Annotated in this window: 21 protein-coding genes and 2 pseudogenes; 8 read left to right on the top strand and 15 right to left on the bottom strand. The window is 62.0% G+C overall.

What is annotated here, in order from left to right:
• Positions 1 to 923: 923 nt before the first annotated feature.
• The 4 genes and pseudogenes from ABIE20_RS10120 to ABIE20_RS10105 form a co-directional block, all read right to left on the bottom strand.
• Positions 924 to 1,523 (bottom strand): tRNA-uridine aminocarboxypropyltransferase, encoded by a 600-nt coding sequence (locus ABIE20_RS10120; protein WP_429504817.1) that lies wholly within the window; start codon positions 1,521 to 1,523, stop codon positions 924 to 926.
• A 78-nt stretch (positions 1,524 to 1,601) separates the two neighbouring features.
• A pseudogene (locus ABIE20_RS10115) lies at positions 1,602 to 2,576 on the bottom strand (methyl-accepting chemotaxis protein); the annotation flags it as partial.
• A 279-nt stretch (positions 2,577 to 2,855) separates the two neighbouring features.
• Positions 2,856 to 3,161: pseudogene (locus tag ABIE20_RS10110) on the bottom strand (PAS domain-containing protein); the annotation flags it as partial.
• 142 nt (positions 3,162 to 3,303) lie between these two features.
• Positions 3,304 to 4,197, bottom strand: a complete 894-nt coding sequence (locus ABIE20_RS10105; protein ID WP_038996504.1) for a LysR family transcriptional regulator — start codon at positions 4,195 to 4,197, stop codon at positions 3,304 to 3,306.
• Between the two features lie 222 nt (positions 4,198 to 4,419).
• Here ABIE20_RS10105 and speB point away from each other — a divergent pair, with 222 nt between their 5' ends.
• Entirely contained in the window at positions 4,420 to 5,370 is a 951-nt protein-coding gene (gene speB, locus ABIE20_RS10100) for an agmatinase (RefSeq protein WP_045193392.1), read from the top strand.
• Positions 5,371 to 5,515: 145 nt separating this feature from the next.
• The gene (locus tag ABIE20_RS10095) at positions 5,516 to 6,895 is read left to right on the top strand and encodes a sodium:solute symporter (protein ID WP_429504815.1); all 1,380 of its coding nucleotides are present in this window, start codon (positions 5,516 to 5,518) and stop codon (positions 6,893 to 6,895) included.
• Between the two features lie 54 nt (positions 6,896 to 6,949).
• On the opposite strand, the gene ABIE20_RS10090 is transcribed toward ABIE20_RS10095, so the two are convergent.
• The 3 genes from ABIE20_RS10090 to ABIE20_RS10080 form a co-directional block, all read right to left on the bottom strand.
• The gene (locus tag ABIE20_RS10090) at positions 6,950 to 7,075 is read right to left on the bottom strand and encodes a PA1414 family protein (RefSeq protein WP_010223057.1); all 126 of its coding nucleotides are present in this window, start codon (positions 7,073 to 7,075) and stop codon (positions 6,950 to 6,952) included.
• A gap of 239 nt (positions 7,076 to 7,314) precedes the next feature.
• Entirely contained in the window at positions 7,315 to 8,241 is a 927-nt protein-coding gene (locus tag ABIE20_RS10085) for a DMT family transporter (RefSeq protein ID WP_429504813.1), read from the bottom strand.
• Positions 8,242 to 8,350: 109 nt separating this feature from the next.
• Positions 8,351 to 8,743, bottom strand: coding sequence for a transcriptional regulator (locus tag ABIE20_RS10080; protein WP_429504811.1), 393 nt, complete (start codon positions 8,741 to 8,743; stop codon positions 8,351 to 8,353).
• 126 nt (positions 8,744 to 8,869) lie between these two features.
• Between ABIE20_RS10080 and ABIE20_RS10075 the strand changes: the two genes are divergently transcribed.
• Positions 8,870 to 9,139 (top strand): hypothetical protein, encoded by a 270-nt coding sequence (locus tag ABIE20_RS10075; protein ID WP_429504809.1) that lies wholly within the window; start codon positions 8,870 to 8,872, stop codon positions 9,137 to 9,139.
• A gap of 107 nt (positions 9,140 to 9,246) precedes the next feature.
• Here the strand turns inward: ABIE20_RS10075 and ABIE20_RS10070 are convergent, their stop codons facing one another.
• On the bottom strand, positions 9,247 to 10,572 hold the full coding sequence (locus ABIE20_RS10070; protein ID WP_429504807.1) for a DEAD/DEAH box helicase: 1,326 nt from the start codon (positions 10,570 to 10,572) through the stop codon (positions 9,247 to 9,249).
• Positions 10,573 to 10,716: 144 nt separating this feature from the next.
• Between ABIE20_RS10070 and ABIE20_RS10065 the strand changes: the two genes are divergently transcribed.
• A complete protein-coding gene (locus tag ABIE20_RS10065) occupies positions 10,717 to 12,018 on the top strand; it encodes a mechanosensitive ion channel family protein (RefSeq protein ID WP_429504805.1) in 1,302 nt (433 codons plus the stop codon).
• On the opposite strand, the gene ABIE20_RS10060 is transcribed toward ABIE20_RS10065, so the two are convergent.
• The 3 genes from ABIE20_RS10060 to ABIE20_RS10050 all read right to left on the bottom strand — a co-directional run bounded on the left by ABIE20_RS10060 (position 11,959) and on the right by ABIE20_RS10050 (position 14,039).
• On the bottom strand, positions 11,959 to 12,837 hold the full coding sequence (locus ABIE20_RS10060) for a carboxylate/amino acid/amine transporter (protein WP_429504804.1): 879 nt from the start codon (positions 12,835 to 12,837) through the stop codon (positions 11,959 to 11,961). The genes ABIE20_RS10065 and ABIE20_RS10060 overlap by 60 nt on opposite strands.
• 178 nt (positions 12,838 to 13,015) lie before the next feature.
• Entirely contained in the window at positions 13,016 to 13,615 is a 600-nt protein-coding gene (locus ABIE20_RS10055; protein ID WP_123565920.1) for an FMN-dependent NADH-azoreductase, read from the bottom strand.
• Positions 13,616 to 13,724: 109 nt separating this feature from the next.
• Entirely contained in the window at positions 13,725 to 14,039 is a 315-nt protein-coding gene (locus ABIE20_RS10050; protein WP_115088191.1) for a 3-phosphoglycerate kinase, read from the bottom strand.
• A gap of 49 nt (positions 14,040 to 14,088) precedes the next feature.
• Between ABIE20_RS10050 and ABIE20_RS10045 the strand changes: the two genes are divergently transcribed.
• From ABIE20_RS10045 to ABIE20_RS10030, 4 genes are all read left to right on the top strand, one after another.
• Positions 14,089 to 15,012 carry a LysR family transcriptional regulator gene (locus tag ABIE20_RS10045; RefSeq protein WP_429504802.1) on the top strand — a complete coding sequence of 308 codons (924 nt, stop codon included), beginning with the start codon at positions 14,089 to 14,091 and terminating at the stop codon, positions 15,010 to 15,012.
• Between the two features lie 14 nt (positions 15,013 to 15,026).
• Positions 15,027 to 15,839 (top strand): alpha/beta fold hydrolase, encoded by an 813-nt coding sequence (locus ABIE20_RS10040; RefSeq protein WP_429504800.1) that lies wholly within the window; start codon positions 15,027 to 15,029, stop codon positions 15,837 to 15,839.
• Entirely contained in the window at positions 15,833 to 16,390 is a 558-nt protein-coding gene (locus tag ABIE20_RS10035) for a peptidylprolyl isomerase (protein WP_258716548.1), read from the top strand. Before ABIE20_RS10040 ends, ABIE20_RS10035 begins: the two co-directional genes overlap by 7 nt.
• A 64-nt stretch (positions 16,391 to 16,454) precedes the next feature.
• Positions 16,455 to 18,287, top strand: coding sequence for an ABC transporter ATP-binding protein (locus tag ABIE20_RS10030; protein WP_429504797.1), 1,833 nt, complete (start codon positions 16,455 to 16,457; stop codon positions 18,285 to 18,287).
• Between the two features lie 78 nt (positions 18,288 to 18,365).
• On the opposite strand, the gene ABIE20_RS10025 is transcribed toward ABIE20_RS10030, so the two are convergent.
• The 4 genes from ABIE20_RS10025 to ABIE20_RS10010 all read right to left on the bottom strand — a co-directional run bounded on the left by ABIE20_RS10025 (position 18,366) and on the right by ABIE20_RS10010 (position 21,922).
• Positions 18,366 to 19,490 carry a GNAT family N-acetyltransferase gene (locus tag ABIE20_RS10025; protein ID WP_429504796.1) on the bottom strand — a complete coding sequence of 375 codons (1,125 nt, stop codon included), beginning with the start codon at positions 19,488 to 19,490 and terminating at the stop codon, positions 18,366 to 18,368.
• An 84-nt stretch (positions 19,491 to 19,574) separates the two neighbouring features.
• Positions 19,575 to 20,888 (bottom strand): OprO/OprP family phosphate-selective porin, encoded by a 1,314-nt coding sequence (locus ABIE20_RS10020; RefSeq protein ID WP_123565914.1) that lies wholly within the window; start codon positions 20,886 to 20,888, stop codon positions 19,575 to 19,577.
• Between the two features lie 198 nt (positions 20,889 to 21,086).
• Positions 21,087 to 21,317, bottom strand: coding sequence for an anti-sigma factor family protein (locus tag ABIE20_RS10015; protein ID WP_429504793.1), 231 nt, complete (start codon positions 21,315 to 21,317; stop codon positions 21,087 to 21,089).
• Positions 21,311 to 21,922 carry an RNA polymerase sigma factor gene (locus ABIE20_RS10010; RefSeq protein ID WP_429504791.1) on the bottom strand — a complete coding sequence of 204 codons (612 nt, stop codon included), beginning with the start codon at positions 21,920 to 21,922 and terminating at the stop codon, positions 21,311 to 21,313. The genes ABIE20_RS10015 and ABIE20_RS10010 overlap by 7 nt, the downstream gene beginning before the upstream one ends.
• Between the last annotated feature and the right edge of the window lie 11 nt (positions 21,923 to 21,933).

Raw genomic sequence — 21,933 nt, 5'->3', positions numbered from 1 at the left:
CATTCACTGGACCTGGACTGCCCCCAAGGTTGGATTGCTGTCCAGTTTCTTGGGGACAGTCCAATAGATCTGCATTCACTGGACCTGGACTGCCCCCAAGGTTGGATTGCTGTCCAGTTTCTTGGGGGCAACCCAATGGATCTGCATTCACTGGACCTGGACTGCCCCCAAGGTTGGATTGCTGTCCAGTTTCTTGGGGACAGTCCAATAGATCTGCATTCACTGGACCTGGACTGCCCAAGGTTGGATTGGTGTCCAGTTTCTTGGGGACAGATCCAATAGATCTGCATTCACTGGACCTGGACTGCCCCCAAGGTTGGATTGCTGTCCAGTTTCTTGGGGGCAGTCCAATAGATCTGCATTCACTGGACCTGGACTGCCCAAGGTTGGATTGGTGTCCAGTTTCTTGGGGGCAGCCCAATAGATCTGCATTCACTGGACCTGGACTGCCCCCAAGGTTGGATTGGTGTCCAGTTTCTTGGGGACAGATCCAATAGATCTGCATTCACTGGACCTGGACTGCCCCCAAGGTTGGATTGCTGTCCAGTTTCTTAGGGGCAACCCAATGGATCTGCATTCACTGGACCTGGACTGCCCCCAAGGTTGGATTGCTGTCCAGTTTCTTGGGGGCAGCCCAATAGATCTGCATTCACTGGACCTGGACTGCCCCCAAGGTTGGATTGCTGTCCAGTTTCTTGGGGACAGCCCAATAGATCTGCATTCACTGGACCTGGACTGCCCCAAGGTTAGATTGCTGTCCAGTTTCTTGGGGGCAGCCCAATGGATCTGTGTTCACTGGTCCTGGACTGCCCCCAAGGTTGGATTGCTGTCCAGTTTCTTGGGGACAGCCCAATGGATCTGCATTCACTGGACCTGTGGGAGCTGGCCTTGCCAGCGATCGAGCGCAAAGCGCTCGCAGTGGCTCAACGCAGATGATTGCGCTCGTAAGTCTCGCGCCCCATCGCCGCAATCTGCCCCTCAATCAACGCCTCGAACGGCTTTAACAGCGCATCGAATTTCTGCGGCGCCTCCAGCACGTTCAGCGCTTGCACCACCGCCTCCAGGGTCGATAACGCCCCCGCTTGCGGCGCCTTGCGCAGGCGATAGCGCGAGGGCTGGACCTGGGCCAGGGTGACCCGCGGCAAAGCAGCGAGCAACGGGTTCACGTGCAGCAGCTTGCTCGCCTTGCGCCAGGTGCCGTCCGGCACCACCAGTTGCCACGGTCGATCATCCTCGCCGTCAGCATACGGCGCCAAGGGCTTCGCCTCATCACCCGGAAACAACAGCGCACTGCGGTACCCCGGTGCATCCAGCAGCTCAGGCAACTCCTCGAACACTTCGCCCACACGTAGTTGCGCATTGCACAAGCCAAGCGCCGCCAGCTTGGCGGTATTGAGGGCGTGGCGCACTTCACTGGGATGCTGCAGCAGCAGTACACGGGTGCGGCTGTCGAGGGACGGGATCAACGGGCAAAGGCAATGGGCTTGTGGGCGCAGGCAGCGCTCGCAGTGGATTCTGGACATCGGGTTCTCCTGAGCGGGCAAAGTGTGCCACAGCAGTCCCGAAAAAAGCCCACTTCCCTGTGGGAGAGACGAAAAGCTTCAGCGGTTGAAACGTTCGGCCAGGCTGTGCAGGTAGTCAGCCATGCGTTCGAGGTCCTGGCTGATCTCGGCCCCCTGCTTGGCCTGCCCGGCGCTGTGATCGCAGAGCTGGGCAATGCGGGTAATCTGCTGGTTGATATCCTCGGCGACATGGCTTTGCTGCTCCGAAGCCGTGGCCATCTGCTGACTCATGCCGGTGATGCGGCTGACCGCTTGGGTAATCCCCACCAGCGCCGACTGCACCGCCTCGACACTGTGCACACTGTCGCGGGAAATCTGCTCGCCCTTGCTGGCACTGGACACCGCCCGCTCGGCGCCGGCGCGCAACGAGGCGATGATCTGGTGGATCTCCTCGGTCGAGGTCCGGGTGCGCTGTGCCAGCGAGCGCACCTCGTCGGCAACCACGGCAAAACCCCGACCCTGCTCACCGGCCCGCGCAGCCTCGATCGCCGCATTGAGCGCCAGCAGGTTGGTCTGTTCGGCAATCGAGGTGATGACATCGACCACGCTGCCGATCGACTGGGTCTGGTCGGCCAGGGCATTGACCGCCTGGCCGATGTCACTGACCGCCTCGGCCATGCTGCCCATGGCCCGCAGGCTTTGCTGCGCCAGGTCACTGCCCTGCTGGGCCAGTTGGTCAGCGTCCGATGCAGCCGTGGCGGTGTTCTGCACGTTGTGCGTCACTTCCTGGATGGTCGCTGCCATTTGCGCAATGGCCGTGGCCGACTGGTCGGTTTCGCTACGTTGTTTGTCGAGCATCTGCGCCTGGGCCCCGGACAAGTCCGAGGATTGCGCGGCGCGCGCCTTCACCCCGACACCAGCATCGACCAGGCGCGTCAGGGCAGTCTGCAAGCGGGCTTCTTCACTGATGATCGCCAGGTCCAGCTGGCCCTGCAGGCCGCTGTTGTCGCTATAGGTCAGGGCCACCAGAGGGCTGGTGAAGGCTTTCGGGTGTTCGTCCAGGGTACGGCGGATCACCCGGTTCTGCCGGGCTTCGATGAGATACCAGGCGCTGAGCAAACTGGCCATCAGCACGCCCAGGGCGGCGTATTGGGGCAGCCACAAATAGCTGATCACCGACAGGATGCCAGCGCCTACCAACGGCCAGCCGTGCTCCAGCGCCGAGCCCAGTCGAGCAGCGAATGGCACCGGGCTGCGCCCTTGCCGCAGCCTTGCGTACAAAGCCGTGGCCCGGCGGATCTGCTCGCGGGTCGGCACCGAGCGCACCGACTCGTAGCCGCTGATCCGGCCGTTTTCATAAATCGCCGTGACGTAGGCACTGACCCAATAGAAATCGCCGTTCTTGGCGCGATTTTTCACCACGCCCATCCAGGGTTTGCCCTGCTTGATGGTTTCCCACATATGGCCGAACACCGAGGGTGGCATGTCCGGGTGACGCACCAGATTGTGTGGCTGACCGAGCAATTCCTCGTAAGTAAAACCGCTGATGGCGACGAAGGCGTCGTTGCAATAGGTGATGCGGCTATTGAGGTCGGTAGTGGAAATCAGCCGCTGTTCGCTCGGAAAGGTTCTTTCATGCTCAGTGACGGGCAAATTCATGCGCATCTGGGCGATCCCTGCTTAGGAAATGATGGGAAATTTCATCAAGCCAATACAGGTTTAGCAGAGCAATTACGGGGTTGCGGCCGATATTTTCAGGATTTTTTGCAGCCGCGACTAAATTTTTAAGGGCCCGTTTCGTTCAGGCAGGAGTGAGTTGCGCCTTGAGCAGATCGCGGAAGGTCTGGATCAAGGGTTCGCGGCTGCGACCACGGCGAATGATCATGGAGAACGGCGCCTGATAGCCGAAGGTCGCCGGCGATAGCACCCGCAAATCGCCCTTGTCGGCCCAGGCCTGAGCATAGTGTTCGGGCAGGTAGCCGATGTAGGCGCCCGACAGCACCAGGATCAGTTGCGCCTCCATACTCTCCACCGTTGCCGCGCTGTGCTTGAAGCCGTGGCGGGCGAGCTCAGCCTGGCTCCAGTAGCCGCGACCGACCATGCGTTGCTGGGTGATCACCTGCTCGGGAATGCGCCGCTCGTTGAACAGCGGATGGCGGTTGCTGCAGTACAGCCAGTGCTGCTCGCGGTACAAGGGCTGATAGACCAGCCCGCTCATGCGTGTGGAAAATGCGCCGATGGCCAGGTCCAGGCGGTTGTCCTGCACCCCCAGCTGCAGCTCGTAGGGGCTGGACACCGACAAGTGCAAGTGCACCGCCGGGTGTTCCTGGCTGTAGGCGCCGATGGCTTCGGCCAGGGGCAAGGCGCGATCGCCGACAGTGGAGTCGATCACTCCCAGGTTGAGGGTGCCGCGCAATTCGCCCTTGAGCGCCGCCGCGTATTGCTCGAAACCGTCCATTTCTGCCAGCAGGCGCAAGGTCTCCTGGTGAAACAGCTCGCCCTTGCTGGTCAGGCTGAAACCGCCGCGGCCGCGATGGCAGAGAACGATGCCCAGTGCCGCCTCGAGCTGGCTCATGTAGGTACTGATTGCCGAAGTCGACAGGTTCAGCTCGCGCTGGGCATTGGCAAAGCCTTGATGCCGCACGACGCTGACGAAGATGCGCAGGAGTTTCAGGTCGGGCAAGGCAGAGGCCATGTGATCGCGGTCCGCAGGGCTACAGATGGCCGGATTCTAACCGCAACGTCGGCATTAGTTCAGAAAAACCTGAACTAAGTATTTGCCTGTAGCGATTCTTTTCATCCACTACCTTTTGCAGACTCTGCCGCAATGCACCTGCTTGCCGGCTTTTCAGGATATTTCCAAGGCCAGCCAGACAGGTTCCAACAACTAGAACAATCGAATCGATGAGGCCCGACCGTGGACAAGATTCTGCACCAACCACTGGGCGGCAACGAAATGCCGCGCTTCGGCGGCATCGCCACCATGCTCCGTCTCCCTCACCTGCAAAGCGCCGAAGGCCTGGATGCCGCGTTCATCGGCATCCCGCTGGACATCGGCACCTCGCTGCGCTCCGGCACCCGCTTCGGCCCACGGCAGATCCGCGCCGAGTCGGTGATGATCCGCCCGTACAACATGGCCACTGGCGCTGCGCCCTTCGATTCGTTGTCGGTTGCCGATATCGGCGACGTGGCGATCAACACCTTCAACCTGCTCGACGCCGTGCGGATCATCGAAGAAGCCTACGACGAGATCCTCGAACACAACGTGATCCCCATGACCATGGGCGGTGACCACACCATCACCCTGCCGATCCTGCGCGCTATCCACAAGAAGCACGGCAAGGTCGGGCTGGTGCACATCGATGCCCACGCCGACGTCAACGATCACATGTTCGGTGAGAAGATCGCCCACGGCACCACCTTCCGCCGCGCCGTCGAAGAAGGCCTGCTGGACTGCGACCGCGTGGTGCAGATCGGCCTGCGCGCCCAGGGCTATACCGCCGAAGATTTCAACTGGAGCCGCAAGCAGGGCTTCCGTGTGGTCCAGGCCGAAGAGTGCTGGCACAAGTCGCTGGAGCCATTGATGGCCGAAGTACGCGAGAAGGTCGGTGGCGGCCCGGTTTACCTGAGCTTCGACATCGACGGTATCGACCCGGCCTGGGCGCCTGGCACCGGCACCCCGGAAATCGGCGGCCTGACCACCATCCAGGCGATGGAAATCATCCGCGGTTGCCAGGGCCTGGACCTGATCGGCTGCGACCTGGTCGAAGTCTCGCCACCTTACGACACCACCGGCAATACTTCGCTGCTCGGTGCCAACCTGCTGTACGAAATGCTCTGTGCACTGCCGGGCGTGGTTCGCCGCTAACGGTTGTACAGCAGGAGTTGCAACAGGGCAGGAGCCATGACAGTCGGGGCGCAACGACGGCCCACTGAGTAGACGAATGACCCGGCGTCAGGCTTGCCTGGCGCCGGGGTCGATCTCACCATAATAAAGATAATTGGAGACACCCATGGCCTTGGACATATTCGTTGTTCTGATCTATGCGGCCGGCATGCTCGCGCTCGGCTGGTTCGGCATGCGCCGGGCAAAAACCCATGAAGATTACCTGGTGGCCGGGCGTAACCTGGGCCCAAGCCTGTACATGGGCACCATGGCCGCCACGGTACTGGGCGGTGCTTCGACCGTCGGCACCGTGCGCCTGGGTTACGTCCACGGGATTTCCGGCTTCTGGCTGTGCGCCGCGCTGGGCCTGGGCATCATCGCCCTGAACCTGTTCCTGGCCAAGCCACTGCTGCGCCTGAAGATCTTCACCGTCACCCAGGTGCTGGAAAAACGCTACAACCCCATGGCCCGCCAGGCCAGCGCGGTGATCATGCTGGCATACGCGCTGATGATCGCGGTGACCTCGACCCTGGCCATCGGCACCGTCCTGCAAGTACTGTTCGACCTGCCGTTCTGGGGCGCGATCCTGCTCGGTGGTGGCGTGGTAGTGGTGTACTCGACCATCGGCGGCATGTGGTCGCTGACCCTGACCGACATCGTTCAGTTCGTGATCAAGACCGTCGGCCTGATGTTCGTCCTGCTGCCCATCTGCCTGTACAAGGTCGGTGGCTGGGATCAACTGGTGGCCAAGTTGCCGGCCAGCAACTTCAGCCTGACCACCATCGGCTGGGACACCATCATCACCTACTTCCTGATCTACTTCTTCGGCATCCTGATCGGCCAGGACATCTGGCAACGGGTGTTCACCGCCCGTGACGAAAAAGTCGCCAAGTACGCCGGTACCACCGCAGGCGTGTACTGCGTGATCTACGGCCTGGTGTGCGCGCTGATCGGCATGGCCGCGCATGTCCTCCTGCCGGACCTGGACAACGCCAACAACGCCTTTGCCGCGATCGTCAAATCCACCCTGCCTGACGGCATCCGTGGCCTGGTGATTGCCGCTGCGCTGGCAGCGATGATGTCTACCGCCAGTGCCGGCCTGCTGGCCGCCTCCACGGTCCTGACCGAAGACCTGCTGCCGAAACTGCGCGGTGGCAAGCAGTCGAGCCTGGGCATCAACCGCCTGTTCACCCTGCTGACCGGCATTGCCGTGCTGGGTATCGCCCTGGTGGTGACTGATGTGATCAGCGCCCTGACCCTGGCCTATAACCTGCTGGTGGGCGGCATGCTGATTCCGCTGATCGGCGCCATCTACTGGAAGCGCGCTACCACTGCGGCGGCGATCACCAGCATGACCCTGGGCTTCGTTACCGCCCTGGCGTTCATGATCAAGGATGGGATGGATGCCAACACGCCGATCTACTACAGCCTGGCGATTGGCCTGGTGAGCTTTGTGGTAGTCAGCCTGATGTCGCGCCGCCCGGTAGGCGCCGTCAACCTGGCCTGATAGACAGGTGCACCACGGCCGTCGCATCAGCAATGATGCGGCGGCCGATGTGTTTTAGCGACGTGGCTGGCGCTTGCGCTGTTCTTCGTCGGTAGGGATCGGCACCGGCTGCAGCGGTGGCGGGATCAGGCCCAGGGCAGCGGCCAGGTCGTGGAGCCAGTTGAACAGATGGTTTCTCATAACTCCCCCTTACGGGTCAGCCTGCACGGCGAATAAATCCTGCGATGCTTCATACAGATCATAGTCCCAAGTATTGCAATGCGCATGTCTCTACAACATGACTTGGGGGCAAGTTTGATCTCAATCAAGCCTCCTGCGCCATCTGCGCTGCCTGGGTAACTGTTTCCCCTTGTTGCAAATCGATCCAGGCGCACAAATTCGCAGATCACGATCTGCTGGCATGCTGCGCGTGTGGTCGACTAGCCGAGCAGGCTACGCAGGCGCCGGCGCACCCACTGCTCAGCGCTGACCAGGGTCACCCCGAAGAGCACCATGATCGCCCCGAGGACGAAGTTCAGGCTCAGCGGCTCGCCCAGCAACAGCACGCCGAAGGTCACTCCGAACAGCGGGGTAATGAATGAGAATACCGCCAGGTTCGAGGCCAGGTAGCGGCGCAGCAGCCAGAACCAGGTCAGGTAGCTGAAAAACGACACGATCAAGCCTTGGAACAACAGGCTGCCGATCGACAGCGGGGTGAACTGCACCTGGGTAACCTGGCCACTGGCGACGGCAATGAGCAGCAAGCCGACAAATCCGACCGCCAGCTGGTAGAACAGGGTCAGGGTCGCTGGCGCTTCAGACAGCCGCGAGGCACGCACCACCACGGTGGTTGCGCCCCAGGCCAGGCCCGCCAGCACACCGAAGGCATCACCCAGCAGCACTTGCCCGTCCAGATGCTCCAGGGAAACGCCGCCGGCAAAGGCAAACGCAATGCCGCCAAACGCCAGCAAAATGCCTAGCCACTGCAAGGGCCGCAGCCGCTCGCTGGGCAGCATGAAATGCAGGCCCAGGGCGGTAAACACCGGTGCGGTGTAGAGGAATACCGACATGTGCGCCGCCGAGGTCAGCTTCAGGCCTTCGGCGATGAACAAAAACTCCAGGCCAAACAGGGAGCCGGCCAGTAACCCGCCGCGCCAGGTGCTGGCGACCTGGTCCCAGCCGCCACGAAAACACATCAGCAGGCCGACCAGCACCGCCGCCATCCCTGAGCGCATGGCCTGCTGCATCACCGGGGCAATATCCGGTGCGGCCCACTTGATCATCACCTGCTGGATGCCCCAGATCAGGCACAGCACCAGCATCACTTGCAGGGCAAAGGCATCGGTATTGCGGCGGCTGGCGCTCATCGGGCGCCCCCGGATTCTGGCAGCGACATGGCAGGCTCTCGGCAGAAGTGGATCCAGCGCCGATTATCAGTGGCAGCGGCCGCTCATTGCCAGCCTTGTGTTACCTGCTTCAGGCAATCTGCGCCTTGGAAGCCAAGTGATCGAAGGTCGCCTCGTCCAGTGCATCCTCTTGCTCATCCAGCACCTGACGCGGGTGATCGTTGCCCGGAATACTGCTGTCCAGCAGGCTCAGCAGCCGCGAGCCACGCTCGGTGAGGATAAAATTCTCACCGTTGCCGCCCTCATCTTCCGGGCGTGAAGCAAAATAACCGCGCTCGAACAGCAGCTTTTCGTACTCACATGCCAGCGTTTTCAGATGATCGAGATCGCCAGGGGCTGCACCTTCGGCCGCAAGCTTGGCCGCATGCTGCTCGGCGTAAGGCCTGGGAGTAAAACTGTGCCCGGCGCTGTTCTGCGCTTCGTGCAACAGGCGTTCGATCAGGTCCCAGTCGTAGGTGGTCATCGGCATAGCCTCAATCAGGGGTAGGTAAGATTGTGACCGGTGCGCGTGGCTGCGGTTCGACTGAACTTTAACGGCCCGGCCGGGCTCAACCGCAAGACTTCACCTTGATTGCCCAGGAGCCTGCCAATGAAGACCCTGTTGAACATTGCAGCCGCCGCCAGCCTGCTGCTGGCCCTGCCCAGCTGGGCCTGCACGCCGGAAGAAGCGACGGCAAAACGCGAAGAACTGGCCAAGGAAGTGACCAAGCTCACCGAGCAGAACCCGCAGAAGGCCAAAGAGATCAATGATGAGTTGCAGAAGATGGACCTGGGCACGGCCAGCAAGGATCTGCCGGACAAGTGCCAACTGATCGACAAGCGGTTGCAGGAACTGAAGACCGCTGAGAAGAAATCTTGAAATCGGGGTGAAACAATCGCGGGTCAAGTCGGGTCGCCGCACCGCCGCTCCCACAAGGACTGCGAAGAACCTGTGGGAGCGGGCCTTGCCGGCGATGAGGCCTGCGCTTACTCCGCAGCCGGCGCCGGCTTGCGGCGCTTGAGCGGTGCCAGGCCGTCAGCGCTGGCCAGCGGGGCGTTAGGCTTTGGCTTGGCTGTTGGCTTGCGCTTGGCCACGACCTTCTTGTCGCCCTTTTTATCGGTCTTTTTCTTTTTCACACCGGCCGCCTTGCCCGAGGCCTTGACCTTCTTCGGCCCGGTGTAGGTGCCTTTGACTTCCTTGATCACCCGGCGCTCGAAGCTCTGCTTCAGGTAGCGCTCGATGCTCGACATCAGGTTCCAGTCGCCGTGACAGATCAACGACACCGCCAGGCCTTCGTTACCGGCACGGCCGGTACGGCCGATGCGGTGCACGTATTCGTCGCCGCTGCGTGGCATGTCGAAGTTGATCACCAGGTCCAGACCATCGACGTCCAGGCCGCGGGCGGCGACGTCGGTGGCAACGAGAATCTTGGCGCCGCCCTGTTTCAGGCGCTCGATGGCCAGCTTGCGGTCTTTCTGGTCCTTGTCACCGTGCAGGACGAAGGCTTTGTAGTCCTTGGCCACCAGATGACCGTAGATGCGGTCAGCCATCACCCGGGTGTTGGTGAAGATGATCGCTTTGTCGTAGGTCTCGTTTTCCAGCAGCCACTGGATGATCTGCTCTTTGTGCTGGTTGTGGTCGGCAGTGATGATCTGCTGGCGGGTGCCTTCAGCCAGCTGGCTGACACTGTTGAGCATCAGGTGCTCAGGGGTTTTCAGCACCTTGCCGATCATGTCGCGCAGGCCGGCGCCGCCGGTGGTGGCGGAGAACAGCATGGTCTGTTCGCGGTTCGGGCATTCGTTGCACAGGCGCTCGACGTCTTCGGCAAAGCCCATGTCGAGCATGCGGTCAGCTTCATCGAGCACGATGACCTGGACATGCTCCAGGTGCAGGTTGCCGGCATTGAGCTGCTCGAGCAGGCGGCCCGGGGTGCCGATCAGCACGTCCGGCACCTTGCGCAGCATCGCGGCCTGTTCCTTGAAGTCTTCACCCCCGGTAATCAGCCCGGCCTTGATGAAGGTGAACTGGGAAAAACGCTCGACTTCCTTGAGGGTCTGCTGCGCCAGCTCGCGGGTCGGCAGCAGCACCAGGGCACGAATCTCGACGCGCTTCTGCTTGAGGTCAACCAGGCGGTTGAGCATCGGCAGGACAAAGGCTGCGGTCTTGCCGCTACCGGTTTGCGCCGTCACCCGCAGGTCACGCCCTTGCAACGCCAAAGGGATGGCCGCTGCCTGCACCGGCGTCGGCTCGACAAATTTCAGCTCGGCCACGGCTTTGAGCAGGCGTTCGTGCAGGGCGAATTGGGAAAACACGGGTGTACCTCGGGCATGTGCAAAAAATTCAGTTGCATAGGGTAACGTTTTCCGGCGTCGGAGCCGAATTTCTTTTGGCAACTTCTTGCCGATCCGCGCTCTAATGGCCTTGTTTTCGACTTGCGGACCCTTTACGACACCGTTATGGACATTCAACAGCTGTGGCAAAACACCCTGGACCTCTGGGGCACCCTCGATCAACACCCGGTACTGCACGCCGGTATCGGCCTGGGCGTATTACTGGTGATCGCCCTGCTGCTCGGCCGCGTGGCGCGCTTTCTGGTACTGCACGCCGCCCGTCTGCTTGGCCGCCAGCCTGCCCTGCACTGGGTCAATGACCTGCGCGAGAACAAGGTATTCCAGCGCCTGGCCCAGACCACCCCGTCACTGGTGGTGCAGTTTGGCCTCAAACTGGTGCCGGAGCTGAGCGCCACCAGCCAGCATTTTCTTGGCAACGTGGCCCTGGCCTTTACCATCCTGTTCCTGACCCTGGCCCTGAGCGCCCTGCTCGACGCCCTGCTGGACATCTACGCGCGCACCGAGCACGCCCGTACCCGCTCGATCAAGGGTTACGTGCAACTGGCGAAGATGGTCCTGTTCGTGTTCGGCGCCATCGTCATCGTCGCCACCCTGATCGACCGCTCGCCGCTGTTGCTGCTCTCAGGCCTGGGTGCCATGTCGGCGGTCATCTTGCTGGTCTACAAGGACACCCTGCTGTCGTTCGTCGCCAGCGTGCAGTTGACCAGCAACGACATGCTGCGGGTCGGCGACTGGATCGAAATGCCCCAGGTCGGCGCCGACGGCGACGTGGTGGACATCACCCTGCACACGGTCAAGGTGCAGAACTTCGACAAGACCATCGTCTCCATCCCCACCTGGCGCTTGATGTCCGAGTCGTTCAAGAACTGGCGCGGCATGCAGCAATCGGGCGGGCGACGGATCAAGCGCAGCCTGTTCATCGATGCCGGCGGCGTGCGCTTCCTGCGCTCCGATGAGGAGCAGCGCCTGAGCGAAGTACGCCTGCTGACCGACTACATTGCCCGCAAGCGCAGTGAGCTCAGAGCCTGGAACGAGGCCCAGGGCAATGTCGCCGAACTGTCCGCCAACCGTCGCCGGATGACCAACATCGGCACCTTCCGCGCCTATGCCCTGGCCTACCTGAAGAGCCACCCGGAGATCCAGCCGAACATGACCTGCATGGTCCGCCAGATGCAGACCACCGCCCAGGGCGTGCCGCTGGAAATCTACTGCTTCACGCGCACTACGGCGTGGGCCGATTACGAGCGGATCCAGGGCGACATCTTCGACTACCTGCTAGCGGTGATGCCGGAGTTCGGCCTGAGCCTGTACCAGCAGCCGAGTGGCAACGACCTGCGCGCCGGCCTGTTACCCTCGACCTTGCCCAGCCAGCAGCGGGCGCTGAGTGCCGAGACGACTGAGCCATAGCGATGCGAGAATCACCGCCCCGCCGATGAACAACCGGCCCAGCGGCTCGTGCTGGTTCCAGATCAGCAAATTGAGCAGCAAGCCGACCGGCACGTGCAGGTTGTTCATCACCGCCAGGGTGCCGCCTGAAACCAGGCAGGCGCCCTTGTTCCACCAGTACAAGCCCAGCGCCGTCGGGCACAGGCCCAGAAACAGCAGCACCAGCCATTGCACGTCGGTGCTCGGTAGGTGCTGGCTGTTACCGAACAGCAAAAAGGCCGGCAGCACCACCAGCAAGGCGCCCAGGTAGAAATAGCCAAAACGCCGGTAATGCGGCAGGTCGCTGGGGTTGCGCGCGATCAGGTGACGGTACAGCACCTGGCCGGCGGCATAGGTGAAGTTGGCCAGTTGCAGCAGCAAAAAGCCGATGAAGAAGTCCGGGCTGATGCTGTCGAAGCGAATCACCGCCGCGCCAGCAACCGCCACCAGCGCGGCCACCAGCGCCCAGGGGTTGAAGCGCCGGTTGAGGGCGTCTTCGATCAGGGTCACGTGCAAGGGCGTGAGGATGGTGAACAGCAGCACCTCCGGCACCGTCAGCACGCGGAAACTCAGGTACAGGCAGACATAAGTGATGCCGTACTGCAGCGCACCGATCAGCAGCATCGAACGCATGAAGCGCGCTTCGACCTGGCGCCAGCGGGTCAGCGGCAGGAACACCAGGCCGGCCAGCAGCACCCGCGCCAGCACGGCGAAATAGCTGTCGACATGCCCGGCCAGGTACTCGCCGATCAGGCTGAAGGAAAACGCCTGGATCAGCGCGACGATCAATAAATAGCCCATGTTGGCCCCTTGCTGTGGAGGCGGCGACCTTAACGGTTAGCGGCAAACCCGGCAATAGTCGCAGGCACGGCTGGCTAGCACGGCAAGCAGCATAAAAAAGCCCGGTCACGCGCGAGGCAGACCGGGCAGGTACACCCAAAGGAGCAACAGGTGTCAGGCGGGAAAATTCATTGCCGGCTCACGCCACGGCGGCGAGCTGCGCCTTGGCCTGGTTCAGGCCCTTCTCGTGGAAATCGCCGCCCATGTTCAGGCCTTCGGCATGGATGAAGGTCACGTCATGGATACCGATGAAGGCCATGACCTGGCGCAGGTAGGGTTCCTGGTGATCGCTGCTGGCGCCGGCATGAATGCCGCCGCGAGCGGTGAGGATGTAAGCGCGCTTGCCGGTCAACAGGCCCTGGGGCCCGGTTTCGGTGTACTTGAAGGTGATACCGGCGCGCAGTACGTGGTCCAGCCAGGCCTTGAGGGTGCTGGGGATGGTGAAGTTGTACATCGGCGCGGCCAGCACCAGCACATCGGCCGCCAGCACTTCATCGGTCAGCTCGTTGGAGCGGGCCAGGGCCTGCAACTCTTGGGCATTGCGCTGGGCTTCGGGCTTCATCCAGCCGCCGAGCAGGTTGCCATCCAGGTGCGGCACCGGGTTGACGGCCAGGTCGCGCAGGGTCACCTGGTCGGCCGGGTGGGCGGCTTGCCACTGGCTGACGAAGTCACGGGTCAGTTGCCGGGAGATCGAGTCCTGCTGGCGGGCGCTGCTTTCGATGACGAGTACACGGGACATGGGGCTTGCCTCCATCGGCGAGTTCGGTAAGTCGATGGAGGCAAGATTAATGATTGACCTATCGATAAAAAAGCGTAAAAACTGGGTCCAACCTATCAGTTAAATTGTTTTATTGCGGTTTGCAGCTCAAGGCAATGCGCAGCTTGATGATTTCCCGGTTGAACTTGGCGGTGGCATCAACGCTTTTTTTCGCCGGCACCAGCACACGGCGCACCCGAGGCGCTTCCGGGCCATTGCGGAATGTCACCTTGCACTGTGCATCGACGTCGCCATAGTTGTTGACGGTGATCGAGCCGATGTCACGGTCGGTGTCGTAGGTGGTGTAGTCGACCTTGACGCCGTCGATGTCTTTTTCCACGTCGATGGGATAGGCCAGGGCCGTGAGCGGAAGCAGGGCCAGCAATACAGCACAACATTTCTTCATACGACGCTCTCCATGAAAGAGCGCCAGCTTAGGACAACAGGAGCCGAAGATGAAAGCGCCGCGCGTTACCCTGGATCAGTGGCGGACCCTGCAGGCGGTGGTCGACCACGGTGGTTTTGCCCAGGCGGCCGAGGCCCTGCACCGCTCGCAATCCTCGGTGAGCTATACCGTGGCGCGCATGCAGGACCAGCTCGGCGTACCGCTGCTGCGCATCGACGGGCGCAAGGCGGTGCTGACCGAGGCTGGCAACGTGCTGCTGCGCCGTTCGCGGCAACTGGTCAAGCAGGCCAGCCAGCTCGAAGACCTGGCCCATCACATGGAACAGGGCTGGGAAGCCGAAGTACGCCTGGTGGTCGATGCCGCCTACCCCAATGCCCGCCTGGTTCGTGCCTTGAGCGCGTTCATGCCGCAAAGCCGTGGCTGCCGGGTGCGCCTGCGCGAAGAGGTGCTGTCCGGGGTTGAGGAGGTGCTGCACGAAGGTATCGCCGACCTTGCTATCAGCGGCTTCAATATCTCCGGTTACCTGGGCACCGAACTGAGTTCGGTGGAGTTCGTCGCCGTCGCCCATCCCGAACACAGCCTGCACCGCCTGGGCCGGGAGCTGAATTTCCAGGACCTGGAAAGCCAGCTGCAGGTAGTGATCCGTGACTCGGGCCGTGCACAACCGCGCGACGTCGGCTGGCTGGGCGCCGAACAGCGCTGGACGGTCGGCAGCCTGGCCACCGCCGCCACCTTCGTCAGCAGTGGCCTGGGCTTTGCCTGGCTGCCGCGGCATCTGATCGAACGCGAGCTGCGTGAGGGCCTGCTAAAGCCATTACCGCTGGATCAGGGTGGCAGTCGCCATCCACTGTTCTACCTTTACTCGAACAAGGACAAACCCCTGGGCCCGGCAACGCAGATCCTCGTCGAGTTGCTGCGCAATTTCGACACCGCGCCGCTGGATGTGCCCTTCGCCGCGCCCGCCCAAGCCTGACAGGAATCACGCCGATGGCCTACTTCGAACATGAAGGTTGCTCGCTGCACTACGAGGAATACGGCCAGGGCGAGCCGCTGGTGCTGCTGCACGGCCTGGGCTCCAGTTGCCAGGACTGGGAAATGCAGGTGCCGGAGCTCGCCCGCCACTACCGGGTGATCCTCATGGACATCCGAGGCCACGGCCGCTCCGACAAGCCACGCGAGCGCTACAGCATCGCCAGCTTCAGCGCCGATCTGCTGGCCCTGCTGGAGCGGCTGCAGACCGGCCCCGTGCACCTGGTCGGGCTGTCCATGGGCGGCATGGTCGGCTTTCAGTTTGCCGTCGATCACCCTGAGTGGCTGCGCAGCCTGTGTATTGTCAACAGCGCCCCGGAGGTCAAGCGCCGCAGCCGCAGCGACTGGATCTGGTGGGCCAAGCGCTGGGCCCTGGCACGGGTGCTGAGCCTTGAAACCATCGGCAAGGGTCTTGCCGAGCGGTTGTTCCCCAAGCCGCAGCAGGCCGATTTGCGCCGCAAGATGGCCGAGCGCTGGGCAAAGAACGACAAACGCGCCTACCTGGCCAGTTTCGACGCCATAGTCGGCTGGGGCGTGGCGGAACGCCTGGGGCAGATCCACTGTCCTACCCTGGTCATCAGCGCCGACCATGATTACACCCCGGTACAACTTAAAGAGCGCTACGTTGCGCTGATTCCACAGGCACGGCTGGCGATTATCGAAGATTCCCGGCACGCTACGCCCCTGGATCAACCTCACGAATTCAACCAGACGCTGCTGCAGTTCCTGGCGGCGTCCACCACCTCTCAAGGATCATTGAGCCCATGCTGAAAAAACTCCTGCTCGCCACCTGCTCGGTCGTTTTCGCCACCAGCCTGATCGCCGCCGAAAAAGCGCCTCATGTACTGCTGGATACCAGCTTCGGTCAGATCGAAATCGAACTGAACGAAACCAAGGCGCCGATCAGCAGCAAGAACTTCCTGCAGTACGTGGACAGCGGCTTCTACAACAACACCGTGTTCCACCGGGTGATCCCGGGCTTCATGGTCCAGGGCGGTGGATTCACCGAGCAGATGGTGCAAAAGCCCACCAAGGACCCGATCCGCAATGAGGCCAGCAATGGCCTGCAGAACGTGCGTGGCACGCTGTCGATGGCGCGCACCTCCGACCCGAACTCGGCCACCAGCCAGTTCTTCATCAACGTCGCCGACAATGCCTTCCTCGACCCGGGCCGCGACCGCGGATACGCGGTGTTCGGCAAGGTCGTCAAAGGCATGGAAGTGGTCGACCAGATCGTCAACTCGCCAACCACAGTGAAGAAAGGCATGCGCGATGTGCCGGTCGACCCGGTGTTCATCAAGTCGGCCAAACGCATCGACTGACCTTGGGCTTCACAGGGACGTGAACCAGGCCCGAGGGTCGCACTGAACAGGAGTTACCGTTTTCATGCTGTTTCGCCGCTTCGAAAAACTGATCGACATCTTCCGTGAGGCGCCTACCGCAGCGCCGCCTACCACGGTATGGCCGTTCTACGTGTACTACCTGCGCCAGGTCTGGCCGAGTTTTGCCGCCCTGCTGGTGGTCGGCCTGATCGGTGCGCTGATCGAAGTGGCGCTGTTCAGCTACCTGAGCCGGATCATCGACCTGGCCCAGGGCACGCCGAACGTCAACTTTTTCAGTGAGCACAGCGGCGAGCTGATCTGGATGCTGGTGGTGGCGCTGTTGCTGCGCCCGGTGTTCGTCGGCCTGCATGACCTGCTGGTGCACCAGACCATCAGCCCGGGCATGACCAGCATGATCCGCTGGCAGAACCACACCTACGTACTCAAGCAGAGCCTGAACTTCTTCCAGAGCGATTTTGCCGGACGCATCGCCCAGCGCATCATGCAGACCGGCAACTCGCTGCGCGATTCGGCGGTGCAGGCGGTGGACGCGCTGTGGCACGTGCTGATCTACGCGATCAGCTCGCTGGTGCTGTTTGCCGAGGCCGACTGGCGGCTGATGCTGCCGCTGATCACCTGGATCGCCTGCTACATCGGCGCGCTCTACTACTTCGTGCCACGGGTAAAAGCCCGTGCGGTGATCTCCTCCGATGCCCGCTCCAAGCTCATGGGCCGCATCGTCGATGGCTACACCAACATCGCCACCCTGAAACTCTTCGCCCACACCGACTTCGAGCAGCAGTACGCCCGCGAAGCGATCAGCGAACAGACCGAAAAAACCCAGCTGGCCGCCCGCGTGGTGACCAGCATGGACGTGGTCATCACCAGCCTCAACGGCCTGCTGATTGTCAGCACCACGGGCCTGGCCCTGTGGCTGTGGACCCAGTCGCTGATCACCGTCGGCGCCATCGCCCTGGCCACCGGCCTGGTAATCCGCATCGTCAACATGTCGGGCTGGATCATGTGGGTGGTCAACGGCATCTTCGAGAACATCGGCATGGTCCAGGACGGCCTGCAGACCATCGCCCAGCCGGTCAGCGTCAACGACTCGCCGAGCGCGCCCAGGCTCAAGGTCGATCGCGGCGGGGTCAAGTTCGACAACGTCAACTTTCACTATGGCAAGGGCAGCCGCATCATCGACGGCCTCAACCTGGACATCCGCCCGGGTGAGAAGATCGGCCTGATCGGCCCGTCCGGCGCCGGCAAGTCGACCCTGGTCAACCTGCTGCTGCGCCTTTACGACCTGGAAAGCGGGCGCATCCTCATCGATGGCCAGGACATCGCCCAGGTGACCCAGGCCAGCCTGCGCGCGCAAATCGGCATGATCACCCAGGACACCTCGCTGCTGCACCGCTCGATTCGCGAAAACCTGCTGTATGGCCGGCCCGACGCCACTGAACAAGAGCTGTGGGAAGCGGTGCGCCGGGCACGGGCTGACGAGTTCATCCCGCAACTGTCCGACGCTCAGGGCCGGACCGGCTTCGATGCCCATGTGGGCGAGCGCGGGGTCAAACTCTCCGGTGGCCAGCGCCAGCGCATCGCCATAGCCCGGGTGCTGCTCAAGAATGCGCCGATCCTGATCATGGACGAAGCCACCTCAGCGCTGGACTCGGAAGTCGAAGCGGCAATCCAGGAAAGCCTGGAAACCCTGATGCAAGGCAAGACCGTGATTGCCATTGCCCACCGACTGTCGACCATTGCCCGCATGGACCGCCTGGTGGTACTGGAAAAAGGCCGGATTGCCGAGATGGGTAGCCATTCGGAGTTGCTTGCGCATCAAGGGCTGTATGCGCGGTTGTGGCACCACCAGACCGGTGGGTTTGTCGGGATCGACTGAATCGCCGGCAACGCCGGCTCCCACAATGGATCTGCATTACCCTTCGTGTGGGAGCCGGCCTTGCCGGCGATGAGGCCCTCAACTTTGCCGATAAGGCAAAGCCAAACGCGCCTCCTGGGCATAGGCCAACACCCCTGCCCGCTCCTGCTCAAGGAACTCCTCCACCGCCCGGCGCAAGCCCGGGTGCAGCAGGTAGTGCCAGGAGCGGGTAATCACCGGCTCAAAGCCGCGAATCAACTTGTGCTCGCCCTGTGCTCCGGCATCGAACCGCTGCAAACCCTCAGCAATGGCCATGTCCATGCCCTGGTAGAAACAGGTCTCGAAGTGCAGCCGGTCGAACTCGCCCAGGCATCCCCAATAACGGCCATACAGGCTGTCGCCACCAACCAGGCTGAAGGCCATGGCCACATCACGCCCGCCCTGGTGCGCCATCACCACTCGAATCGCTTCAGGCATGCGCTCAGCCAGCAAGCTGAAGAATTCCCGTGTCAGATACGGCGCACGGCGGCGTACGGCATAGGTATTGGCATAACAGGCGAAAACGAAATCCCATTGCGCCTCGCTCAGCGCTTCACCGCGAAACCAGTGAAACTCGATACCCTGCCCCGCCACCTGCTCGCGCTCCTTGCGCATCTGCTTGCGCTTGCGTGAGCTCAAGGTATCGAGAAAATCCTGAAAGTCGCGATAGCCCTGGTTGCGCCAATGAAACTGGCAACCCAGGCGCTCCATCCAGCCTTCACGCTCGCGCATCAGCGCATCCGCATGCTCATCGGTGAAGTTGATATGAGCGCCAGACATCCCCAGCTCGAACAGCTCGTCCGTCAGTTGATCCACCAGTTCGGCCGCCGCCTGCGGGTCGCCAAGCAGTCGCGGGCCGGTAACCGGCGAGAACGGCACGGCGCAAAGCAGTTTGGGGTAATAGGCAATATCCACCCGCTCACAGGCATCGGCCCAGCCGTGGTCGAACACGTACTCGCCGAATGAATGGGTTTTCACATAGGCCGGCAAGGCGGCGCGCAACTGCCCGGCGCTGCCGGTCAGCAACTGATGCGCCGGGCTCCAGCCGGTGTGGCGGCTGACACTGCCGCTGTCCTCCAGGCTGGACAGGAATGCATGGCGCAGGAACGGCCCATCCCCCGGCACCAGGGCGTCCCAGGTGGCAGGCATGAGTTCGGCAAGGTGTTGCAGGATGAGCTTGGGCATTGGCGCAGTCTGCCTCGTCGCGCAGACGAAAAAAAGCCCCGCGTACGCGGGGCTGAAGATCTAACGGATGAGGAGCGGTGTTGCTTAGAACACGTACTGCGCGCGCATTACGAAACCGTCACCGCTGTCGTCGCCGGCAGCGTTCTGGGCGTTGTCGACCTTGGCCTTGACGTACACACCGCTGAGCTTGATCGACTCGTTGGCGTACCAGTTCAGACCGACGTTGTGGACCTTGCCTTCGACATCATCGATGTTGGCAAAGGCGCCGTTGTCGTCATCGACGCTCAGGTGGTCATAGCGGTAGAACACTTCCCAGGCACCGATCTGCTTGTTCGAAGGCTTGATGCTGTCGAACTTGCCGAGCTTGTAGCCACGGGCTTCACCGGTGATGGTGTAGGCCAACTGGCCGTAGTAGCCGTCTGCCTTGATGTCGGAGAACGCGGCGCTGTCGGCCTGGACGTCACGCTTGACGTACTCGCCCTGTACCGAGAACGGGCCCATGGCCCATGCCGCTTCCAGGCCCCAGGCCTTGTCGGTGTCATAGGCACCGGCCGGGGTGTTGTTGGCGCCACCCAGGGTCAGGCGGTTGCCGTTGCTGCCGGCATCCTGGCCACCGTCGGTGCTGACACCGCGCATGCCCAGGCGGCTGCGGATACGGCCATCGAAGGCGGTGTCGGAGAGGTCACGCTGGGCGTAGTTGATACCGAAGTGCAGGACGTTGCCGGCTTCGTGCATCGGGGCGAAGACGCCGCGCAGGTTGAACTGCTTGGTGCTGTCGCCGTCCTTGTCCTGGTTGGTAGCGTCCTTGGCAAAGGCACCGACCGAGCCGTACAGCGAGTCACCAACGGTACCCGAAGCCTGGATACCCAAGCCGCCGTTGTGGGCGTTGGTCCAGTCGACCAGGTCGTAGGCTGCGGTACGCTCCTGAGCAGTCACCCACTTGGAGCTGGTGGCTTTTTCCAGGCCGAACTCAGGGTCGAAACGACCAACCTTGATCGATACCGGGCTGAAGCCGTTGTAGGCCAGGGACGCTTCATCGAAGTAGCCGTCTTCGGAACGGTTGTCACCGCCGGAGTTGTGCGAGAAGTCGTAGGCGATCTGGTAGGCCCAGTCCTTGTACATCACGCCGCCCAGTTCCAGGTAGGCGCGGCGGAAGTAACCGGCGTCGGCGGTGTTGCCGTTGTTGGTGTAGAAACCGTCGAAACGGCTGTAGTCAGCCTGGATCCGACCGCCCAGCTTGAAGCTGAATTCCTTGTCGGTGGTAGCGACCTCGAGGCCACCCTTGGTCTTGACTACGATATCGGCGCCGTCGGTGGTCACGGTACCCGCGAAAGCCTGGGCGGTAACGGCCATGGCCAAGGCGCTGGCTACGAAACCTGCGAAGTGCTTACGGATCATCGAAGAAGCTCCCCTACTTTATGGTCTTGATAATGTTGGAAAAACACGCGGCTCAGGCCACTTGTGCTGGGGAGGAATCTTGGCGGGGGCGTATGTCAGATCAGTGGCTTTTAGATAAATGTTTTGTGACAGGGGAACTTTTTTACTTCGAAATGAAATAAGCCGGAAAGCTCCGTTGCAGAGCCTCCCGAGCAGGATTCAGGAGTTTTTCAGCTCCCGCGCAAGACGCTCGGCCAATGCCACGCTGTCGCCCACCGGTTGTTCCGGCAAGGCCCGGACCGTGGCCTGGGCCACGCGCATCTGCTTGAGGAAGCGCCGGCAATGGCGACAGAACAGCAGGTGCTGACGGACCATCAGACGCTCGCCTATGGTCAGTTGTCCGTCGAGATAGTCGCTTGAGCGGGCGACGAGTTCCTTGCAGCTCAGCATTGGCCGGTTTCCTCGAAATGTTCCAGGGTAGCGAAGACCTTAAGCCGTGCCCGGTGCAGCAGCACGCGGACATTGGAGAGAGAAATCTCGAGAAGATTACAGATCTGCTCCAGCTCCAGGCCCTGCCGTTCGCGCAGCACCAGCACACTGCGCTGCAGCTCGGACAGGCTCAGCAGGGTGTGCTCCAGGCATTCACGCATCTGCTCTCGGCTAAGCATGGCCTCCGGGGTGTCTTCATGCCAGGCCGAAGGCCCTTGCAACCAGTGGCCGTCGGTAGCAAAGCGCTCATCGCCAATGGTGCCATGCGGGCCTGGCAGGTCATCAAGAAGCACTTCGCGGCGATTTTGCTTGTAGCGGGTCTTGGCCGCGTTGGCGGTAATGGTCAGCAGCCAGGTTTTCAGGCTTGAACGCTGCTCGAAGCCTTTCAGGTTGCGCACCACCGCCAGCCAGGCATCCTGCACCGCTTCGTCGGCATGCCGGCTGCCGACAATCGCATAGGCGACTGCGCGCATGGCGCCCTGATAGCTGTCGACCAGCTCCTTGAACGCTTGTTGCTCACCCTTGAGCAGCCGCTCCAGCAAGCGGGCTTGTTGTTCGCCAGTCATCGCCATCCATC

The organism is Pseudomonas sp. 2835 (assembly GCF_050435905.1).
Classification (GTDB): Bacteria; Pseudomonadota; Gammaproteobacteria; order Pseudomonadales; family Pseudomonadaceae; genus Aquipseudomonas.
Note: the sequence above shows the minus strand (reverse complement) of the source record. Positions and strands in the feature narration are given on the sequence as shown.